21 protein-coding genes are annotated in these 18,109 nt (G+C 71.7%); 7 read left to right on the forward strand and 14 right to left on the reverse strand.

Translation table 11 applies throughout. The features are described from left to right. Nucleotides 1-34: 34 nt before the first annotated feature. The 10 genes from KG103_RS18385 to KG103_RS18430 form a co-directional block, all read right to left on the reverse strand. A complete protein-coding gene (locus tag KG103_RS18385) occupies nucleotides 35-1,315 on the reverse strand; it encodes an ABC transporter substrate-binding protein (protein WP_207340005.1) in 1,281 nt (426 codons plus the stop codon). 5 nt (nucleotides 1,316-1,320) lie between these two features. After that, nucleotides 1,321-2,493 (reverse strand): ABC transporter permease subunit, encoded by a 1,173-nt coding sequence (locus KG103_RS18390; RefSeq protein WP_207340006.1) that lies wholly within the window; start codon nucleotides 2,491-2,493, stop codon nucleotides 1,321-1,323. After that, a complete protein-coding gene (locus KG103_RS18395) occupies nucleotides 2,490-3,368 on the reverse strand; it encodes a branched-chain amino acid ABC transporter permease (RefSeq protein WP_207340007.1) in 879 nt (292 codons plus the stop codon). Before KG103_RS18395 ends, KG103_RS18390 begins: the two co-directional genes overlap by 4 nt. After that, nucleotides 3,368-4,084, reverse strand: a complete 717-nt coding sequence (locus tag KG103_RS18400; protein WP_207340008.1) for an ABC transporter ATP-binding protein — start codon at nucleotides 4,082-4,084, stop codon at nucleotides 3,368-3,370. The genes KG103_RS18395 and KG103_RS18400 overlap by 1 nt, the downstream gene beginning before the upstream one ends. Then, nucleotides 4,081-4,803, reverse strand: coding sequence for an ABC transporter ATP-binding protein (locus KG103_RS18405; protein WP_243656294.1), 723 nt, complete (start codon nucleotides 4,801-4,803; stop codon nucleotides 4,081-4,083). Before KG103_RS18405 ends, KG103_RS18400 begins: the two co-directional genes overlap by 4 nt. Before the next feature lie 138 nt (nucleotides 4,804-4,941). Next, nucleotides 4,942-5,673, reverse strand: coding sequence for a glucose 1-dehydrogenase (locus tag KG103_RS18410; protein ID WP_207340010.1), 732 nt, complete (start codon nucleotides 5,671-5,673; stop codon nucleotides 4,942-4,944). Between the two features lie 77 nt (nucleotides 5,674-5,750). Further along, nucleotides 5,751-6,731, reverse strand: a complete 981-nt coding sequence (locus KG103_RS18415; protein WP_207340011.1) for an NADPH:quinone oxidoreductase family protein — start codon at nucleotides 6,729-6,731, stop codon at nucleotides 5,751-5,753. Nucleotides 6,732-6,736: 5 nt separating this feature from the next. Continuing rightward, the gene (locus KG103_RS18420; protein WP_207340012.1) at nucleotides 6,737-7,369 is read right to left on the reverse strand and encodes a TetR/AcrR family transcriptional regulator; all 633 of its coding nucleotides are present in this window, start codon (nucleotides 7,367-7,369) and stop codon (nucleotides 6,737-6,739) included. A gap of 10 nt (nucleotides 7,370-7,379) precedes the next feature. Next, nucleotides 7,380-8,144: an SDR family oxidoreductase gene (locus tag KG103_RS18425; RefSeq protein ID WP_207340013.1), complete on the reverse strand. Its 765-nt coding sequence runs from the start codon at nucleotides 8,142-8,144 to the stop codon at nucleotides 7,380-7,382. A gap of 237 nt (nucleotides 8,145-8,381) precedes the next feature. Continuing rightward, complete coding sequence (locus tag KG103_RS18430) at nucleotides 8,382-9,698, reverse strand: MFS transporter (RefSeq protein ID WP_207340014.1); 1,317 nt, start codon at nucleotides 9,696-9,698, stop codon at nucleotides 8,382-8,384. A 223-nt stretch (nucleotides 9,699-9,921) separates the two neighbouring features. On the opposite strand from KG103_RS18430, the gene KG103_RS18435 reads away from it, so the two are divergent. Beyond that, nucleotides 9,922-10,125 (forward strand): hypothetical protein, encoded by a 204-nt coding sequence (locus KG103_RS18435; RefSeq protein WP_207340015.1) that lies wholly within the window; start codon nucleotides 9,922-9,924, stop codon nucleotides 10,123-10,125. Between the two features lie 282 nt (nucleotides 10,126-10,407). Then, nucleotides 10,408-10,890, forward strand: a complete 483-nt coding sequence (locus KG103_RS18440; RefSeq protein ID WP_207340016.1) for a 2'-5' RNA ligase family protein — start codon at nucleotides 10,408-10,410, stop codon at nucleotides 10,888-10,890. Nucleotides 10,891-11,141: 251 nt separating this feature from the next. Here the strand turns inward: KG103_RS18440 and KG103_RS18445 are convergent, their stop codons facing one another. From KG103_RS18445 to KG103_RS18455, 3 genes are all read right to left on the reverse strand, one after another. Continuing rightward, complete coding sequence (locus KG103_RS18445) at nucleotides 11,142-11,741, reverse strand: hypothetical protein (protein WP_207340017.1); 600 nt, start codon at nucleotides 11,739-11,741, stop codon at nucleotides 11,142-11,144. A gap of 620 nt (nucleotides 11,742-12,361) precedes the next feature. Continuing rightward, the gene (locus KG103_RS18450; protein ID WP_249670904.1) at nucleotides 12,362-13,105 is read right to left on the reverse strand and encodes a DinB family protein; all 744 of its coding nucleotides are present in this window, start codon (nucleotides 13,103-13,105) and stop codon (nucleotides 12,362-12,364) included. A gap of 126 nt (nucleotides 13,106-13,231) precedes the next feature. Continuing rightward, entirely contained in the window at nucleotides 13,232-13,501 is a 270-nt protein-coding gene (locus tag KG103_RS18455; RefSeq protein WP_207340019.1) for a hypothetical protein, read from the reverse strand. A 29-nt stretch (nucleotides 13,502-13,530) separates the two neighbouring features. Between KG103_RS18455 and KG103_RS18460 the strand changes: the two genes are divergently transcribed. The 5 genes from KG103_RS18460 to KG103_RS18480 all read left to right on the forward strand — a co-directional run bounded on the left by KG103_RS18460 (nucleotide 13,531) and on the right by KG103_RS18480 (nucleotide 16,202). Next, complete coding sequence (locus KG103_RS18460; RefSeq protein ID WP_207340020.1) at nucleotides 13,531-13,767, forward strand: hypothetical protein; 237 nt, start codon at nucleotides 13,531-13,533, stop codon at nucleotides 13,765-13,767. A gap of 12 nt (nucleotides 13,768-13,779) precedes the next feature. Continuing rightward, on the forward strand, nucleotides 13,780-14,181 hold the full coding sequence (locus KG103_RS18465; RefSeq protein WP_207340021.1) for a hypothetical protein: 402 nt from the start codon (nucleotides 13,780-13,782) through the stop codon (nucleotides 14,179-14,181). Between the two features lie 262 nt (nucleotides 14,182-14,443). Next, nucleotides 14,444-14,965 carry a GNAT family N-acetyltransferase gene (locus tag KG103_RS18470; protein WP_243656312.1) on the forward strand — a complete coding sequence of 174 codons (522 nt, stop codon included), beginning with the start codon at nucleotides 14,444-14,446 and terminating at the stop codon, nucleotides 14,963-14,965. A 107-nt stretch (nucleotides 14,966-15,072) separates the two neighbouring features. Next, nucleotides 15,073-15,561, forward strand: a complete 489-nt coding sequence (locus tag KG103_RS18475; RefSeq protein WP_207340023.1) for an NUDIX domain-containing protein — start codon at nucleotides 15,073-15,075, stop codon at nucleotides 15,559-15,561. Continuing rightward, nucleotides 15,558-16,202, forward strand: a complete 645-nt coding sequence (locus tag KG103_RS18480) for an HAD family hydrolase (protein WP_207340024.1) — start codon at nucleotides 15,558-15,560, stop codon at nucleotides 16,200-16,202. Before KG103_RS18475 ends, KG103_RS18480 begins: the two co-directional genes overlap by 4 nt. Nucleotides 16,203-17,224: 1,022 nt before the next feature. Here the strand turns inward: KG103_RS18480 and KG103_RS18485 are convergent. Then, complete coding sequence (locus tag KG103_RS18485; protein ID WP_207340025.1) at nucleotides 17,225-17,656, reverse strand: VOC family protein; 432 nt, start codon at nucleotides 17,654-17,656, stop codon at nucleotides 17,225-17,227. Nucleotides 17,657-18,109: the final 453 nt, after the last annotated feature.

An 18,109-nucleotide genomic window follows, 5' to 3' on the forward strand; every position in this document is an offset into this window, starting at 1 on the left:
CCCGGGCCGCAGCGCGTCTGCGGGTCCGACCCGGTCAGCTCTGCGGGATCCCGTCGTTCTCCAGCGGGACCGCCTCGCCGTCGTACACGACGACGTCCCCGTCGGCGGTGTCGGTCGTGTACACCTCGCCGACGTAGTCCTGCACGCCGCCCTCGACGACCGTGATCCCGACGCCGCCGAACGCCCGGCGGCTGTCCTTCCCGAACTGCAGCGGGACGATCCCGTTGCCGACGACCTCGCCGGACTCCAGGGCCTCGACCAGGCTCTCGCGCGTGGGGTCCTCGCCCGCGCGCGCGAGCGCCTCGGCGAACGTGTACGCCACCGACATCCCGAACACGGTGTTCCCCGTGAACGGTGCTCCGTCGTTGTACTCGTCGTTGACCTTCTGGAACAGCTCGACCCACGGGTCGTCGGCGCTGAACGGGAGGTAGTTGGTGCTGACGAAGCCCTCGAGGAGCGCGGGCCCGACGTCCTCGCCGAGGTAGCCGACCAGCGTCGGGTAGTCGCCGCCCGACGACGAGGACAGCCACTGCGCGCGGTAGCCCATCTTCGCGGCGGTGCCGAGCGCGAGCGCCGTGAAGCCGTTGACGGTCGCGAGGAAGTTCACGGTGCACCCGGCCGCCTGCATCGCGCCGATCTGCGCGGTCACGTCCTGGTTGGACACCGAGTACGTCTGGGTGCTCGCGAGCTCGTCGAGCACCGTCGTCAGGCCGACGGTGAAGTCGGTGCCGAAGTCGTCGTCCTGGCCGAGCACGCAGTAGACGGCGTCGTCGTACGTCTGCTGGGCGTGGTGGGCGAGCACCTTGCCCTCGGTGATGTAGTCCGCGTTGTAGCCGAACGTCCACGGGTAGGTCTCGGGCTGGTCCCAGCTCGGGCTGCCCGACGCGACGAACAGGTCGGGGACCTCGTTCTCGTTGAGGTAGTCGAGCACCGCGGAGTGGGTCGGGGTGCCGAGGCCGTTGACGACCGCGAGCACCTCGTGCTCCTGGACGAGCTCGCGCACGACCGTCTGCGTGGTCGACGGGTTGTACGCGTCGTCCTTGACCACGTACTCGATGCTGCGGCCGTGGACCCCGCCGTTGTCGTTGAGGTAGTCGAAGTAGGCGGACGCGGCCGCGGAGATCGACGAGTAGCCCGCCGCCGCCGGTCCGGTGAGCGGCGTGTGCGTGCCGATCGTGACGGTCTCCTCGTCGACGCCGGGGGACGCGGCGGGCGTCGAGCAGGCGGCGAGCGGCACGATCGTCACGAGCGCGACGAGCGGGCCGGCGGTGCGCCGCGGGCGGCGGCGCGTGGGTGAGGTACGGAGCTGCGGCATCGTCGTCATCCCTCGGTCGGTGTGCGGACGGGTTCTCCAGAGCGGGTGGCGGTGGGGCCGACGGACCCGGGGCGTGCGGCCGGGCCGGTGGGGTCGTCCCCGGCGGTGGGGTCGTCGCCGGCGGTGGGGGCGAGCCGTGCGGCGCTGGGCCCGGGTGCCGGGGGGCGTCTGCGGGCCCGGCGGCGGTCGCGGGCTGCGGTGAGCGCGCCGGCCAGCCCGCCCGGGGCGCCGGCGACGAGGACGATGAGCAGCAGCCCGAACACCAGCAGCGGCAGCGTGCCGTCGAGCCGCTGCGTGACCTGCGACGGGAGCGGCAGCATGTCGGTCAGCGTGCCGACGAGCCACGGCAGCAGCACCAGGAGCACCGCGCCGAGCGCGGCGCCGAGCAGGCTGCCGAGCCCGCCGACCACGACCGCGACGAGCAGCAGCAGCGAGAGCGACACGGTGTAGGCGCCGGGCGAGACGGACTGCGTGACGAACGTGAGGACCGCGCCGCCGAGCCCGGCGGTCACGGAGCTGACGACGAACGCGAGCACCTTGACCCGGGCGGGCGCGATCCCGGCGAGCGCCGCGGCGACCTCGTCGTCCCGCACCGCGCGCATGCGCAGCCCGGTGCGCCCGTCGCGCACGAGCGCGAGCCCGGTCACGGCGACGGCAGCGACGGCGAGCGCGACCCACGCCTGCCACTGCTCGAGCGCGATGAGCGCCTTGAGCGGGCCCGGGACCCCCTCGAACTCGATCCGGACGCCGCGGTCGCCCTGGAGCGCGCCGACGCTCGCGGCCACCGCGGGCACCGCGACGACGAGCGTGAGCGTGAGCCCGGCGAGGTACGGGCCGTGCAGGCGGGCGCCCGCGAGCCCGAGCAGCAGCCCGAGGACCCCGGCGGCCACCGCCGCGGCGACGGTCGCCGCGAGGAACCGCGGCACGCCGCCGACGCCGGCCGAGGTCAGCGCCTGCGACGTCAGCGCGTACCCGTAGCCGCCCGCCGCCATGAGTGCGGCGTGCCCGAGCGAGAGCTGCCCGCTGAGCCCGACGAGGACGGTCAGCCCGGCGGTCGCGCACAGGTAGGCCGCGGCGAGCGCGAGCTGGTAGTTGCGGTACGGGTCGAGCAGGAACGTCAGGCCGATCGCGAGGACGAGCCCGCCGAGCGCGAGCAGGAGCGTGCGGCGCGCGTTCATGCTCGCCTCGCCTCGGCCTGGGCGAACAGGCCGGACGGTCGCACGAGCAGCACGACGACGAGCAGTGCGAGCACCGCGACGGGGGCCAGCGTCGCCCCGAGGTACCCGGTGACGAGGCTCATGACGACCCCCACCGTGAGCCCTGCGAGGAGCGCACCGCCCGGTGAGTCGAGCCCGCCGACGACCGCGACGGTGAACGCGTAGACGAACAGCATGTCGGCGGCGTGCGGGTTGAGGCCGAGCTCCTTGGGCACCGCGAGCATCGCGGCGAGCGACGCGGCCGCCGCGGCGAGCACCCAGCCGACCGTCCGCATCCGTGCGACGCGGACGCCGAGCAGCCGGGCCACCTCGGGTGCGAACGCCGCGGCGCGCAGCTGGAGGCCGAGCGTCGTCCGCACGAACAGCAGCCGCAGGGCCGCCATGAGCCCGAGCGCGACGATGACGACGACGACGTCGTACGGCGAGAGCAGCGGGACCCCGCCGACGCGCAGCGGCCGGTCGCTGAACGGTGCGGGGACGGGCTCGTGCTGCTGGCCGAACGCGATGCCGAGCAGCGACTGCAGCACGATCACGAGGCCGATCGCGAGGATGACCCCGGACAGCGGCGAGCGGGCCGACGCGAACCTCAGGACCCCCCGCTCGACCACGAGGCCGACGACTCCGCCGGCCAGCACGGTCGCGACCAGGCCCCACCAGTAGCTGCCGGTCAGGCCGGTGACGGCGACGCCGACGTACACGCCGACGATCGCCATGGCGCCGGCGGCGAAGTTGACGATCCTGGTGGCGCGCCAGATGAGCACGAGCGCGAGCGCGAACAGCGCGAACAGCGTGCCCCGGGCCAGCCCGGTGCCGAGCAGGAACACGAACCGGTCCATCAGAACCCCAGGTAGGCGTGTCGGAGGGCCTCGTCACCGGCGAGCTCGGCCGCCGGCCGCGACGCGACGACCTCCCCGAGCCCGAGCACGAGGCCCCGGTCGGCGACGGACAGCGCCCCGGCGACGTTCTGCTCGGCGAGCAGGACGGTGAGCCCGGTGCGGTCGCACAGCTCGCGCAGCGTGCGCATGATCTGGGCGACGACGAGGGGCGCGAGGCCGAGCGACGGTTCGTCGAGCAGGAGCACGCGGGGCCGGGCGACGAGCGCGCGGGCGATCGCGAGCATCTGCCGCTCGCCGCCGGAGAGCTGGTGGCCGAGGGTCGTGCGGCGTCGCTCGAGAGGCTCGAAGAGCGCGTACATCTCCGCGAGCGCGGCTCGCAGGCCGACGGGGTCGCGGCGCCAGAGCCCGCCGAGCCGCAGGTTCTCCTCGACGGTGAGCTCGGTGATGACGCCGCGCCCCTCGGGCACCTGGGCGAGCCCGCGGCGCACGCGGTCCTCGACGCCGACGCGGGCGAGGTCCCGCCCGTCGAGGTGCACGGTGCCGGCCGACGGCGCGAGCAGCCCGGACACGGTCCGCAGCAGCGTGGTCTTGCCGGCGCCGTTGCCGCCGACGAGCGCGACGACGGTGCCGTCGTCGACGTCGAACGAGACGCCGTGCAGGACGGGCGCGCCGCCGTAGCCGACGACGAGGTCCCGCACGCTCAGGGCTGCGCTCACGGGGCGGTCACCTCGATCCCGAGGTACGCCGCGGTGACGGCGGGATCCCGGCGGACGTCGTCGGGCAGGCCGTCGGCGATGACCCGCCCGAAGTCGAGCACGACGACCCGGTCGCACAGCCCCATGACGAAGTCGACGTGGTGCTCGACGAGCAGGACCGCGCACCCGGTCGCGGCGACCCGCCGCACGACGGCGTCGAGCTCGGCGATGTCGGCGGCGCCGAGCCCGCCCGCGGGCTCGTCGAGCAGCAGGAGCCGGGGATCGGCGACGAGCGCGCGCGCGAGGGCGACCTTCTTCTGCTCGGGGTAGGGCAGCGCACCGACGGGCAGCGCGGCGCGGTCGGCGATCCCGAGGTCGTCGAGCGCCCGGAGCGTGCGGGCTGCGGGGTCGGGTGCGCCGGGGTCGGGGGCGGCCAGGGCGCCCACCTCCACGTTCTCGCGGACGCTCAGCCCCGGGAACAGCCCGAGACCCTGGAGCGTGCGGGCGACGCCCGCCCGGGCCAGCCCCGAGGGCGCGCGGGGCGCGGGGCGGCCCGCGACGGTGATCGTCCCGGCAGCGGTGCGGACGAGCCCGCTGACGGCGTTGAACACGGTGGTCTTGCCCGCGCCGTTCGGCCCGATCAGGCCCACGACCTGGCCGTCGGCGACGTCGAGGTCGACGTCGGTGAGGGCCGCGAGACCGCCGAAGCGCACGGTCAGTCCGCGGACCTGCAGTCGCATCGCACCCGCGCGGGCGGGCGCTTCCCGTGGTGGCATCGGCACTCCGTCGTGTCGGCGTGCTGCGACAGTACAGGAGAAACCGACTGGACGGTATGTATCAGACCAGACGCATTCCAGGACGCCCGCCCGGTACCGCCCTCACGCGTGCGGGACACCCGCGATCATGCCGCCGTCGACCACGAGCTCGATGCCCGTCACGTAGGCGGACTCGTCCCCCGCGAGGAACAGCACGGCGCCCACGACGTCGTCCGGCACCGCGGGCCGCCCGAGCGGGATCCGCTGGAGCGTCACGTCGAGCCGCTCCGTCATCGGCGTCAGCACGAAGCCGGGGTGCACCGAGTTGACCCGGATCCCGTCGGCACCGAGCTCGACCGCGAGGGACTTGGTGAGCCCGCGCACCCCGAACTTCGACGCGACGTACCCGTGCAGACCCGCGTCGCCGCGCATCCCCTCGACCGAGGAGATGTTGATGATCGACCCCTTCCGCGCCGCCTTCATGACGGGCACGACCGCGCGCGTCCCGAGGTAGGTCCCCGTGAGGTTGACCGCGATCACGGCGTCCCACTTCTCCCGGCCGTACCGCTCGATCCGGCCGGTGTTCGCGATCCCGGCGTTGTTGACCAGCACGTCCACCCCGCCGAGCCCGACCGCGGCCTCCACCGCGACCGCCCAGCTGCTCTCCGACGTCACGTCGAGGTGCACGAACAGCGCGCGCTCCCCGAGCTCGTCCGCGAGCGCGGTCCCCTCCTCGTCGAGCAGGTCCGCGACGACGACGCTCGCGCCGCAGCCGTGCAGGGCCCGCACGTACGCGGCACCGAGGCCGCGGGCGCCGCCGGAGACGAGGGCCACACGTCCGTCGAGCTGCGTCATCGTCGTCTCCCCGTGCGGTCGGTGGTGGTGGACGCCCGGCACCCACCCGGTCCGTGCGCGGTCCCGGCCCGGTCGCGTCAGTCCTGGACGCGGACCACCAGGCGGCCCGTCGTGCTCCCGGCGGCGAGCCGGGCGACCGCGGCGGCCGCGTCGGTGAACGGGACCACGTCGCTGACCTGCGGGACGACGGCGCCGGTGTCCGCGAGCCGGGTCAGCTCGACGTGGGCGGCGGTGACGAGCTCCGGGCGGACGCGCGCGTAGAGCCCCCAGTGCAGACCGTGCACGGTGTAGTTCTTCACCAGCAGGTGCGCCGCGCGGATGTCCTGGATGGTCCCGCCGGCGAACCCGACCACGACGATCCGCCCCTCGAACGCGACGCACCTCGTCGACGCGGCGAACGCGTCCCCGCCGACGGGGTCGTACACGACGTCGACCCCGGCGCCGCCGGTCTCGGCACGCACCGCGTCCGCGACGTCCTGCGCGGACCGGTCGATGACGACGTGCGCCCCGGCGCGGCGTGCGGCGTCGGCCTTGGCGGCGCTGCCGACCACACCGATGACGCGGGCACCGGCCGCGGCGCCGAGCTGGACCGCCGCGGTGCCGACCCCGCCTGCCGCGGCGTGCACGAGCAGGGTCTCCCCGCGCTGGAGCGCCGCACGCCGGTGCAGCCCGAACCACCCGGTCTGGTAGGCGATCGTGAAGGCGGACGCCTGGGCGTCGTCGAGCGCGTCCGGCGCCGCGAAGACCTCGTGGGCGTCGAGCACCGCGAGCTCGGCGAGCACCCCGATGTGGGAGCCGACGACGCGCTGCCCGACGTCCACGTGCGTGACGCCGGCGCCGACCGCGAGGACCTCTCCGCAGAGCTCGATGCCCGGCACGAACGGCAGCGGCGGGCGCACCTGGTACTCCCCGCGCGCGAGCAGCACGTCCGGGAAGTTCACGGCGACCGCCCGCACCCGCACGAGCACCTGCCCGTCGCCCGCGACGGGGTCGGGGAGGTCGACGAGCCGCAGGACGTCCGCGGGCTCCCCGTGGGCCGTGACGTGCCAGGCGCGCACGGCGGTCAGCCCTCGACCGCGGAGGTGGCGTGCGGCCGGACCGCAGGGGCCGACCCGGCCGACGCGGCCGAGATCGAGACGAGGAACAGGTCGGTGAGCTGGTTCGCGAGCACGGTCTTGTCCTCCGGGCCTTCGGGGCTGTACCAGTGGGAGAGGTAGTGCACGTCCGAGAAGAAGTGCGCGACGAGCACCGCGACGGGGACGTCGGTGCGGTACAGGCCCTCGGCCTGACCGGCCTCGATGAGGCCGGCGAACGTGTCGTGGTACGCGCGGCGGCGGCGGGTCACCTCCTGCTGGCGCGGCGCCGAGAGCATGTGCGCGCTGCGGAAGAACACGGTGCCCTCGAGCAGGTGGTCGACGGACGTCTCGATGACGTCCACGCACACCGCGCGCAGGGTCTCGGCGGTCGGCTCGCCGCGCTCGACGATCGCGTTGAGGTGCTCGGTCTGGAGCGACAGCAGACGCTCGTAGATGCCGAACAGCAGGTCGTCCTTGGACTGGAAGTAGTGGTACAGCGCGCCCTTGGTCACACCTGCCGCCTCGACCACCTGCTGCACGGAGGTGTTCGCGTACCCCCGGGACGCGAAGAGCTCGACCGCCGCACGGGTCACCTCGTCCACCACACTCGTCTGCTTCATCCGCACATCCTCACCCCATCGGCGCCACGGAGGCGCCCCCGTCGATCACGAGCGTCTGACCGGTCACCCAGGCGGCGTCGTCGGACAGCAGGAACGCCGCGGGGCCGGCGACGTCGACGGGCTCGCCGATCCGGCGCAGCGGATAGCGCGCGGCGACCTCCTGCTCGCGACCCTCGTAGAGGGCGGCGCCGAGCCTGGTCCGCACGACCGCGGGAGCGACGGCGTTGACCCGGACCCGCGGGGCGAGCTCGACGGCGAGCTGCGCGGTGAGGTTCATGAGCCCGGCCTTGGAGACGCCGTAGAACGCGATGCCAGGGCTGGCCGCGAGCCCGGCGGCCGACGCGGTGTTGAGCACCGACGCCCCCTCGCCCGTCCCGAGCCCGGCGGCGACCGCGTCACGCGTCCACTCGAGGGCCGCGACGACGTTGACGGCGAGGATCTTGTGCACCGCCGCGAGCTCGATCTCCAGCGCCGGGCCGTAGACCGGGTTGATACCGGCGTTGTTCACGAGGTGGTCGAGGCGCCCGAACCGCTCGACCGTCGCGGCGATCGCCGCGGTGCGGTGCTCGGGGTCGTCGACCTTCCCGGCGAGGCCCAGCACCCGCTCGGCTCCGCGGTGGGCCGACAGGGCGGCGACGGCGGCGTCGAGCGCGTCCTGCTTGCGGCCCGTGAGGACCACGGACGCGCCCTCGGCGAGGAGCCGCTCGGCGATCGCGAACCCGATGCCGCGGCTCGCGCCGGTGACCAGGGCGACCCTGCCCTCGAACCGCTGCATCGCACGCCTCTCCGTCGAGGTCAGATCACAGACCGACCGTCCGGTATGTGTCGTGAGGGAGCGTACACGACGCCCAGGACAACCTGGTCATCACCGTGATGGCTCCCCGCTGGGGGCCATCGACAGCTTCGGGGCGCGCCAGTCGATCTCCGGCTCGAGAGGCACAGGGCTGAGCACGAGCAGGTGACACCCACCTGCGCGTCTGCTACGGGGAACGCCCCGGCAGCGTCGTGCAGCTCAGAGGCCGTCGGCCGTCGATGTGGACGCGTCACCGAGTCGTGCGCCCCACAAGCGGGAGCCGACCGTGACGGCCGTCGCGACCACCAGAGCCCCACCCGCGACGACAAGTGCCGCCCCGTACCCCGCGGCGTCCCCGAGAAGACCACCCAGCGGCGCAGCCACGACGATCATCGCGCGGTTGATCGAGCGCATCGTGGCGTTCATCCGGCCCTGCAGCGCGTCCGGCGTCGCGGTCTGGCGGTACGCCAGCTCGTTCGTGTTCTCCGCGCCCATGCACAGCCCGAGCAGCAGCTGCCCCAGTGCGAACACCACCCACGCCGGACCACCGCCCCACCCGCCGGCGGCCGGCCCCTCGTGCATCGCCACGGGCGAGAACGCCATGAGCCCCCACGCGATCCCCGTCCCGAACCGTGCGACGACGATGACGCGGCCCGCACCGAACCGTCGTCCGAGCCGGACCGCGACGGACGCGCCTACCAGCGCCCCCAGCCCGGCAACCGAGAGCGCCAGGCCGAGCGTCCCCGCACTCAGGTGCAACGTCCTGTACGCGAACGGCACCATCACCGCTCCCGCGACGGCCGAGCAGGCGAACCACGCGTGCGTGCTCAGCGCGAGCGGACGCAGCGTCGGGTGACGGTAGACCCAGCGCACACCCTCCCGGATCTCGGTCCCGATGCTGCGGAGCCGGGCGTTCGACCTCCGCTCCACGGCAGGCTCGTCGACCTTGACGGTCGCCAGGAGGACCGCGGACGCCAGGTAGGTGACGGCGTCGACGAGCACCGTGAGCGGCGCACCCAGCAAGCGGACGAGGCCGCCGGCGAGGGCAGGGCCGCTGACCTGGGCGACCGCATCCGACTGATCGAGCCGGGCGTGTGCCGATCCGAGCAGCGTGGTCGGCACGACGCGGGGCACGAACGACTGGAACGCTGCATCACCCACCAGCGTGCACAGCCCGAACACGGCCATGAGGACGACGAGCCACCCCACCCCGAGGTGCCCCGTCATGGACAGCGCAGGGATCGCTCCGAGCGCGACCGCGCTCAGCAGGTCGGTGGCAACCAGCACGGGACGGCGCCGCATCCGGTCCACCATCACGCCGGCCAGCAGCCCGAACACGAGGTACGGCACCCAGCGGGCCGCATTGACCAGCCCGACGTCGACGGCGTCGCCGTCCAGCGCGTCCACGACGATGAACGGCACTGCGAAGGTCGTCACGTAGCTGCCGAACGCTGAGACCGTCGAGGCGCTCCACAGCCGACCGAACCCGCGGACGCCGCGCAGCGTCATCGTCTGCGTCGGTCGGTCGTCGGTCACCGCTGATGTCTATCGCACGCGACAGCGTGTCGATGCGTAGCGGCCCAGTGCTGGTGCCGTCGGCGAGCTGGACGGTGACGGTCGCATCAGGGTCCTTCCGATCTCGGAGCCCTTCTCCACTAGCGGTCGTCGTGACCGTGGGCCATGATCCGGTTGCTCCCGAATCACCGGAAGCATCAGACCCTCCCGGCAGGCTCGCCGGACCCCCTCCCTTGGAGTGCTCATGCTTGCGCTCGTCGCTGCCGCAATCTTCGCCCTCGCCCTGCTCCTCGACCTCGTCGAGGCGAACCTCGGGGACGCGTTCACCCCCCAGACGCTGATGTTCGTCGGCCTGTTCCTCCTCGCGCTGCACCTGGGAGGAGTCGGCGGCGCGTCGCCGGTGAACGGCGGCTGGCGGGGGCGTGGGGGGAGTTCCCGCCGGCGGTAAGGGCTCGTACCACCCGCTCCCGTCATCACGCCGGAATGCACCAAGAGGTCACGACGCGCTCTGCGCATTCGTGGCCTCTTGGTGTCCCCGGGAGAAGCCGCACGGGCAGCTCATCCCTGCCTCGGTCGAACAACCCTGCATCTCGCATCTCGACAACAAGTGTCGAGATACAGGACAGATCGACCGGCGTCAGGCGTCGCGCGTTGACGGCCCAGCCGTCCGGACAGGTCCGCCGGCAAGCTGCGTCGGTCCATCCGCGCCTTCATGGGCAGACTGGTGGGCATGGGGCACACGGTGATCCAGGTTCCCGTTCCAGCGCTGGAGTCGATCGCTGCGCGGCTCGAGGTCGCGCCCGTGTGCCCCCACGTCACGTTGCTCGGACCGTTCGTCGATCGGTCCGACGTCGATGAAACCCTCGTCAGCACCATCCGCGAGCTCCTGGCTCCGGTCCGAGCATTTGGCTTCACGCTCTCCGCGGTCGGACGCTTCGCCGGCGGACTCACGTACCTGGTGCCCGACCCCGGCGCGCCGTTCATCCGGCTCACGGAGATCTTCTCCGCGGCCTTTCCGCAGTGGCCGCCGTACGGCGGGATGTTCGACGAGGTCGTGCCTCACCTGTCCATCGGCGAAGAACTCCCCGAGACCGACGTGGCGATCCTGAGGGAGCTACTACCCATCAGCGCGACCGCAGACGAGGTGACGCTCACCTGGTGGTCGGAGGACATTGTCGAGGTGCTTGAGCGCTATCCGCTTCGAACCGGGTAGCCCAGCTCGAGAGGGCTGGCCCGCGTCGTAGGTTTTCACGAGCCGGCGGTCGACTTCTCACTAGGACAAATCGGGGTAGTTGAACTAGGGGGCCCAATTAGTTGTCGAGATGCGGCGCAGATCGACCGACCCCCGTGCGGGCTGCTTTGACCGACAGGGCACTCGGCGCCGCCGTCGGTCAGAGCACGGAGGACCCGCCACCCTGTCACAGGCACCAGGCGCGGTAGTCGTCGGCCCGTACCTCAGCCGGGTCAGGCGCCGCGGGCGGGCGGCGGCTCGAACACGACGCGATCTCGGTCGGGGTCGTAGCGCGGTGCGAGCACGCCCGCCTCGTCGGAGAGGGGCTCCGCGCCGACCACGCTCAGACGGGTTCCGCGTACCAGGACCGCCTCGAGCGCCTCGACGTCGACGGGGGTCGCGCCCTCCAGGGTGATGTCGGTGTGCAGGCGGTGGATGGCGCCGGTGTCCCGGTCCACCAGCGCCCGTTCGAGCACCTGTGCGGCGCGTGTGCTGGAGACCGAGTCGCGGCGGTCGTGCACGATCCCCGTGGCGGCGGTGGCCGCCCGTGACACGCGGATGTTGAACGTCAGCTCGCTGATGCCGTCCGCCCAGCGGGAGTTCGAGGACCCGTACCGGTGAGAGCCCCACTGGTCGGCGGGGATTGACTCAGTGATCCAGGCGTCCACCTCGGGCCGGATGAGGTTGTCCCGGGCGGGAAGCTCGGCCCGGAACGCGGACACCGCGATGGTCGCGACCACGTCGGTAGGCAGGAAGCGCACCGTCGTCGACTTGTAGTAGTTGTCGGAGTCGGTGACCCCGGCGAGCCAGACGGTCCACAGCACACGTGACATCGGTGCCCCCTGCGGACGCTCTCGCGTGCCTCTCACGCGGGGTCGGCCGTCCGCCCAGGTCTAGCAGAGCGCAACGTCGGCCGCACCCGGATACGGCCGGGGCCGGGGACCGAGCGCGGAGCCGGCCTCGCGCACCACGTGCGCGTGGAAGGTGCGCTTCGGCGCCGGACGAGGACCGGCTGGACCCGCGTCGTCCTGCGCACCAGGCCCAAGACCCTCGCCCCTGGCGATCAGGACAAACCCGTGCCAGCACCACAGTCACCGTCCACGCCGTCGAGGCGACGGTCGCGATCGAGTTGCCCGACGGAGAGCCCAGGGTGGTGCGCCGCACCAACACCATGCCGTGCGGTCGATCTAAGGACATGCCCCACGCACCGCTGAGACCTCCGCGGCCTGAAAGTACGTCGCCGAGCGGATGGCAGGACCGTGCAAGCGTCCTCCTGCGGCTGCTGAGGCTTGAAACCCATTCGTCGCCATGCCCTCGCGGATCGGTTGCAGATTTCTAGCGAAGGCTCCGGATACTCGAGAAGTACCGCGGCCGGCTCTGGGCCCAACAGCTCGGCACCGCGCAGACGGTCAGCGATGCCCGCATCCGCACGATGCTGAGTCCGTAGCCGGCCCTACTCAGCGTCCTGTGCCTCGATCAGGTCGAGGTCGCGGACGCAGAAGCGGTGGTGCTCGAAGGTCTCGTTGAGCACCGTGCCGAGGCACTGCCGCACCGAGCGGCCCCGGGCGTACGGCGGCCAGACATCGTCGTCGGGCACCGGCGCTCGCGCTGCGAGCTGCACAGCGGTGACCTCGTCGAGCCAGGCCTCGAGCTCGGCGGCCTGTGCGTCACGCACGCGCATGATCTCGTCGAGGGCCGGATCGAGGGAGAGGTCGAGCCCGTGCGCTCCACGGTAGGGCTCGACGGTCGTCCCGATGCCCATCGGCGTGAACAGCTCCGTCGAGCCCAGGCAGCAGCGGCGGAACCACGAGTCGTGGACGAAGACCAGGTGGCGCATCGTCTGCACCGCCGACCACTCGTCGTTCACGCTGCGGCGCTCGATGCCGGGCGTACGGCGGATCCGCTCGATCGTGGCGGCCCAGCCGGCACGGAGCTGACGCGATGCCTCGCGCAGATCGGCAGGGTCCTCGGAGCGGATCAGCACCCGCACCGGATGACGCCGGTCGAGCTCTGCCTCGACGTACTCGGTGACCTCGACACCGTTCACCACGAGGTTGGTGACGAACCCGTCGATCACGGCATCCTGCATGACGACGCCGATCAGGCGTGCCCCGGTCAGATCGCACTCGCGGAACTCCGCACCGTGCAGATCCTCGTCGATATACCGCGTCATGCTCCGCACACTAGGTCCGAGCACCGACAAGCCAGCCTCCCCGGCTTGATATGGCCTCTTCCAGGTCATCGACGTACGGCAGCGACTCCCCGCGCTCGCACCTGTTCGTCTCGCCCTCGTTCGCGGCCGCGAACGGACCCTCGGGGTCCATCAGGCCGCCATGTGGGGGTCGGCGCGGTCCCGCCACCACTCCCCGGCCCACCAGCGGTGCCGCCCGTCGATCCGGCGCCGGAAGACCAGACGCAAGTACTCGCGGACGGACTCGTCGACGGACCCGTGGTAGAGCGTCGCCAAGGTCGGCGGGCGCCCGTCGACGGCGACGTCGATGGGCTGCGCCTCGATGCCCTCGGCCTCGAGCTGCCGACTGCAGCGGAGCGTGCCGAACAGGAGGAGCGGTCGCGCGACAAGCGCCGGCATCATCGGACACACCAGGACACGCCGGTGTCGAGATGCGGCACAGACTGACCGATCCCGTGCGGGCTACTTTGAACGACAGCGCACTCGGCGCCGTCAGCGTCGCTGCTCACAGAATCGACGAGCGCCTCCTGGCGATGGCAGAGGCTGCCGAACAGTTCGGAGGGAATGGCGTGTTCGAGTGGGTCACGAACACCCCGGCAGCGGCGCGCTTCTTCGAGAGTCCCATGAGCGCTCTCGGGCCGCGCGGCTACGTTCGTATCGTCCCGTGAAAGGTTGGCAGGATGCCTAACTCCATCGTCGCCGTCGCGGACGGTGAGTTCCGGTTCGACCCGTCGGTCGTCTTCGACACCCTGCGCGCCGTGTGGCCAGACACCACGTTCAATGCGGTGAGCGGTCGACTCGCGACAGTCTCCGCGGGTCAGGTCGTCGTGAACGACGATGAGGCGCTCGTCGCGGTGGACGTGGCGGGGCAGGCGCTCGACATCGACTGGCGGGCGCCGGAGGTTCTCGCCGAGGTGGTCTCTGTGATCACCTCGATCCCCGGATTCGCCGCCGGCTCCACGGTGATCCTGGCTGACTGGGCGTGGGTACTGCCGATACTGCACGAGGGGATGTCAGCAGACGACCTGCTGACGATCCGGCGCGACGGTGCGGACACCCAGGTGCCGAGCTACGAGCCCTGACCCGGTGGGGTCAGTACGGGTCGGCGACCGCAGCCAGGTGACGCTCGCTTGGTGGTCGGACGACATCGGGGAAGTGCTTGAGCGGTATCCGCTTCGAACCGGGTAGTCACGCTCGCGACCGTGACCAATCAAGCGAGCCCTGGGCGTGCCGGCGTCCTCGTCGTCGCGGCAGCCGAAGGAGGAAGTGGCCGTAGGCACGGGACCGCACGCACCGTCAGGGCCGCGTCCGTACTGTCGGGGCATGGCAGAGCTTGGGCGCGTCATGTGGCCACCCGGACCGATCGCAACCGCTCGACTTCTGCTCCGTCCGCCGGAGGCGCGCGATCGCGCGGCATTCGTCGAGCTCTACACATCACCCGAGGTCGGGACCTACACGGGCGGAGCGCGATCGCGTGAGGCGGTCGAACGCGCGCTACCAGCGGCTCCGCAGGGGCGTCCCGGTCATTTCGTGATCGACCTCGACGGAGCGATGGTCGGGATCGTTCAGCTAGAACGCCGGGACGTCGACTACGAGGTTCGCCAAGCGGCCGGCCACGTGGACCTTGGGTACCTCCTTCTGCCGGAGGCATGGGGACGGGGATACGCCACCGAAGCCTGCGAAGCCGCACTCAGCTGGTTCGCTGGCGCACTGCCCGGTGAAGCCGTCGTAGTCATCACCCAGACCGCGAACGCGCCGTCGATGCGCCTGGCAGCGAGGCTGGGGTTTGTCGAGGTCGAGCGGTTCGAGGCATTCGACGCCGAGCAGTGGTTCGGTACGTGGATCCCAGCCGCAGCGACTGGTTGAGCTGTGCCCTGCCATCACTCTCGCCTCCCTCGTGCTGACAACAACGGCTATTGCAGCTCCGTCGGTCAGCCCGAAGAAGCGGAATACGCCCACGGTGGTGAGGCCCGGTGAACGCGTCGCAACGCGCCTCCGCTAGGTATCCGCGCGCCCCGGCCGACACTCTCGGCAACGATGAGGACGTGGACGGGCGGAAGCGGGTGGCGGCGATCATCGTTCGCGACGGGTCGGTGCTGATGGTCCGGGAACGTGGGCGAGGGCCGCAGGGGCGACACGACGGCCCGGAGTACTGGACCCTGCCGGGGGGCGGGGTCCACGACGGTGAGGATCTGGCCGCGGCGGTGAGGCGTGAGGTCCTCGAGGAGACCGACCTGACCTGCACGTCGGTCCGTGCCGTGTTCGAGTTCCCGTACCCCTCAGGGTGGACGACTGTCTTCCGGGTGGAGGTCGACCCCGCGAGCGAGCCGGTGCTCGGCACCGATCACGACCTCGAGTGCGACTGCCCGAGGATGGTCGGTCTCGACTGGATCCCGCTGACCCAGGACCTCGGCGACGACGCAGGACTCGCCGTCCCGGTGATGCTCATGCGCTCGCCGTGAAGAGCTACATCCTCTTCGACCACGACGGCGTCCTCGTGGACACCGAGCACTGGTACTGGACGGCTGGCGAGCGGGCCTTGGCCGACGTCGGCGTGGTGCTGGACAAGGCGCAGTACCTGAGCGACATGAGCCGAGGGCTGGGGACGTGGGCCCAGGCCAGGGCGGCGGGTGTCGACGAGCCGACGATCGACCGGGTCCGCGTCGCGCGCGACGGCTACTACCAGGAGTACCTGCGCACGCAGCCCATCGAGATCGACGGAGTCGTCGACGTGCTCGCCGAGCTGTCGCGGCATGCGCGTCTGGCCATCGTGACGACCTCCAAGCGCGCGGACTTCGACCTCATCCACGAGAAGCGGCAGATCCGCTCGTTCATGGAGTTCGTCCTCGTCCGTGAGGACTACCAGCGCGCCAAGCCCGACCCGGAGCCGTACCTCACCGGCCTGCGCCGCTTCGGCGCGGCACTATCGGACACCCTGGTCGTGGAGGACTCCGCACGCGGGCTGAGGTCCGCGATGGCGGCCGGCATCGACTGCGCAGTCGTGGACAACCACTTCACACGTGACGGTGACTTCTCGGGGGCGCGGTACCGGATCGACACGCTGAGAGAGCTCGTCGACATCGTCCGGGGAGACGCCGGCTGACCACCTTCGAGCCAGGTGCGCGACCGGTCCGGCTCTCCGGGCTCCTCGTCGAGCCAAGGGTGGCCCGTCATGGCCGACGGTCCCGACGCCACGTCCGCTTGCCCGTCCCCCGTACGGACAGCATGCCGCGGGCTGCCAATTAGTTCGCGCGCCGTACTTAATCAACCTGTCGCGGATCTTCAAAGTAGGCGGGATCTCGACACGAGCGCCGTCGCGGTTCCGCCAGCGCCGACCGGGAACTCAGCGAGTCGGCCGACAGGACGGCGCGTCAGGAGTACGCCCGAGCCTGCCGACCGCGCGGCGCATCCGCCTGCTGCTGTCGAGATGCACGGCAGATCGACCGCTGCTGAGCGTCATACCTTGCCCGCTGGCGCCGGTGTGGCCACGTCCGGTCAGTGTACGGAGCGGCCGCCCACCGGCGGCCAGCACGGACTGACGACAACCCAGGCAGGGTGGTCAACTTTCAGACGTCGATCCCTGATCAGGATTCAGCCGTCGTTGACAGCCTCAGCCGCGACCCGTTGGCCGTGGGCAGAGGCGTGACATCACGCACCGTCGACTCGCTTCCCTCCACGCCTCTCACGGAGGAGGTCGGATTCCTTCAGCAGGCGCGGAGGCGGCGGCGGAGTAGGACCAGTCTCGCCGTACCGTGAGCACGTCCGGATCATGAGCCAGCGCATCAAGGACGTCGACGGCATCGAACGACTGTCCGGGCGCCATCGCGCCCGGGCCTCCGTGCCACCCGGAGAGGAGGCGGCGCCGGCCTGACGCGTTCACCCCCCAGACGCTGATGTTCGCCGGTCTGTTCTGCCTCGCGCTGCACCTGGGAGGCGTCGGCGGCTCGTCACCGGTCAACGGCGGCTGGCGGGGGCGTGGGGTGCGTTCCCGCCGGCGGTATGGCTCGTACAGCCCGCTCCCGTCATCAGGTGCCGGGATCGCCGCCTTCTCGATCCTTCCGCATCGACCCCCGAACGGGCGTCCCACGGCCCCGCACCTCGGGACCTGGGCCCCGGCGTGCGCCGTCAGGCCAGGCCGTCGGCTGCCATGAGCGACAGACCCATGGGGCCCGGGTTGTACGCGAGCTCCCACCGGAACCCGTCCGGGTCCGCGACGTACGCCGAGTACCCGCCCCACTCGCGCCGGACGGGCGCGTGCACGAGTGCACCACCGGCTGCGATCACGTCAGCGACGGCAGCGTCGACGGCCGCAGGAGTCGGCACGTTGTGCGCGAGCACGAACGGCGCCTCCCCCGGCGGCGTGCCGGCCGGGCCGACCTCGTCGACGAACGAGGCCGCACGCCACAGGGACAGCACGAGCGTGGGCGACAGCCTCACGAACACGACCTCGCCCGGCACCTCCCCGAGCACGGGCCAGCCGAGCCCGTCGACGTAGAACCGGCGGGAGCGGGCGACGTCCTGCACGGCGAGTGTTACGAGGTTCACGCGCGCGTCCATGGCGTGACCCTAGGCCCGGGCACCCCCTGGTGCGGGCGGAAGCAGCCTGAGGACAGGCAGTCGGGGTGTCATCGAACCCGACCGGTCGAACAGCGCACCCGCGGACGCCCGGTACGTCAAGCGGAGTACTCGATCGGGTCACCGCGGATCTCCGGAGCAGGTCTGGACAGCCCAGACATCGACACCGTTGAGTCGGGCTACGGCGACGACAAAGGACGGGGCAGCGCAATGGCATCTCGACAGTCGTCTGTCGAGATGCACGACAGATTGACCGGGCGCGAGCGCCGTACTTTGACCGAACGGCCACCCGGCTGAAGCGGCATCCAAAGTAGAAGTGGGCAGCGTGCACGCGGTCGAGGGCACGCCACCGAGGCCTGCGAAGCCGCACTCAGCTAGTTCACCGCCGCACTGCCCGGTGAAGCCGTCGTACTCACCACCCAGACCGCGAACGAG

Origin of the sequence: Cellulomonas wangleii (assembly GCF_018388445.1) — a bacterium.
Classification (GTDB): domain Bacteria; phylum Actinomycetota; class Actinomycetes; order Actinomycetales; family Cellulomonadaceae; genus Cellulomonas; species Cellulomonas wangleii.

Coding starts and splice junctions, on each gene's coding strand:
- KG103_RS18390 (WP_207340006.1), bottom strand. CDS start 2,493: ATGAACGCGCGCCGCACGCTCCTGCTCGCGCTCGGCGGGCTCGTCCTC.
- KG103_RS18420 (WP_207340012.1), bottom strand. CDS start 7,369: ATGAAGCAGACGAGTGTGGTGGACGAGGTGACCCGTGCGGCGGTCGAG.
- KG103_RS18425 (WP_207340013.1), bottom strand. CDS start 8,144: ATGCAGCGGTTCGAGGGCAGGGTCGCCCTGGTCACCGGCGCGAGCCGC.
- KG103_RS18435 (WP_207340015.1), top strand. CDS start 9,922: ATGCTTGCGCTCGTCGCTGCCGCAATCTTCGCCCTCGCCCTGCTCCTC.
- KG103_RS18465 (WP_207340021.1), top strand. CDS start 13,780: ATGCCTAACTCCATCGTCGCCGTCGCGGACGGTGAGTTCCGGTTCGAC.
- KG103_RS18440 (WP_207340016.1), top strand. CDS start 10,408: ATGGGGCACACGGTGATCCAGGTTCCCGTTCCAGCGCTGGAGTCGATC.
- KG103_RS18385 (WP_207340005.1), bottom strand. CDS start 1,315: ATGCCGCAGCTCCGTACCTCACCCACGCGCCGCCGCCCGCGGCGCACC.
- KG103_RS18455 (WP_207340019.1), bottom strand. CDS start 13,501: ATGATGCCGGCGCTTGTCGCGCGACCGCTCCTCCTGTTCGGCACGCTC.
- KG103_RS18460 (WP_207340020.1), top strand. CDS start 13,531: ATGCGGCACAGACTGACCGATCCCGTGCGGGCTACTTTGAACGACAGC.
- KG103_RS18405 (WP_243656294.1), bottom strand. CDS start 4,803: ATGCGACTGCAGGTCCGCGGACTGACCGTGCGCTTCGGCGGTCTCGCG.
- KG103_RS18395 (WP_207340007.1), bottom strand. CDS start 3,368: ATGGACCGGTTCGTGTTCCTGCTCGGCACCGGGCTGGCCCGGGGCACG.
- KG103_RS18410 (WP_207340010.1), bottom strand. CDS start 5,673: ATGACGCAGCTCGACGGACGTGTGGCCCTCGTCTCCGGCGGCGCCCGC.
- KG103_RS18470 (WP_243656312.1), top strand. CDS start 14,444: ATGTGGCCACCCGGACCGATCGCAACCGCTCGACTTCTGCTCCGTCCG.
- KG103_RS18485 (WP_207340025.1), bottom strand. CDS start 17,656: ATGGACGCGCGCGTGAACCTCGTAACACTCGCCGTGCAGGACGTCGCC.
- KG103_RS18445 (WP_207340017.1), bottom strand. CDS start 11,741: ATGTCACGTGTGCTGTGGACCGTCTGGCTCGCCGGGGTCACCGACTCC.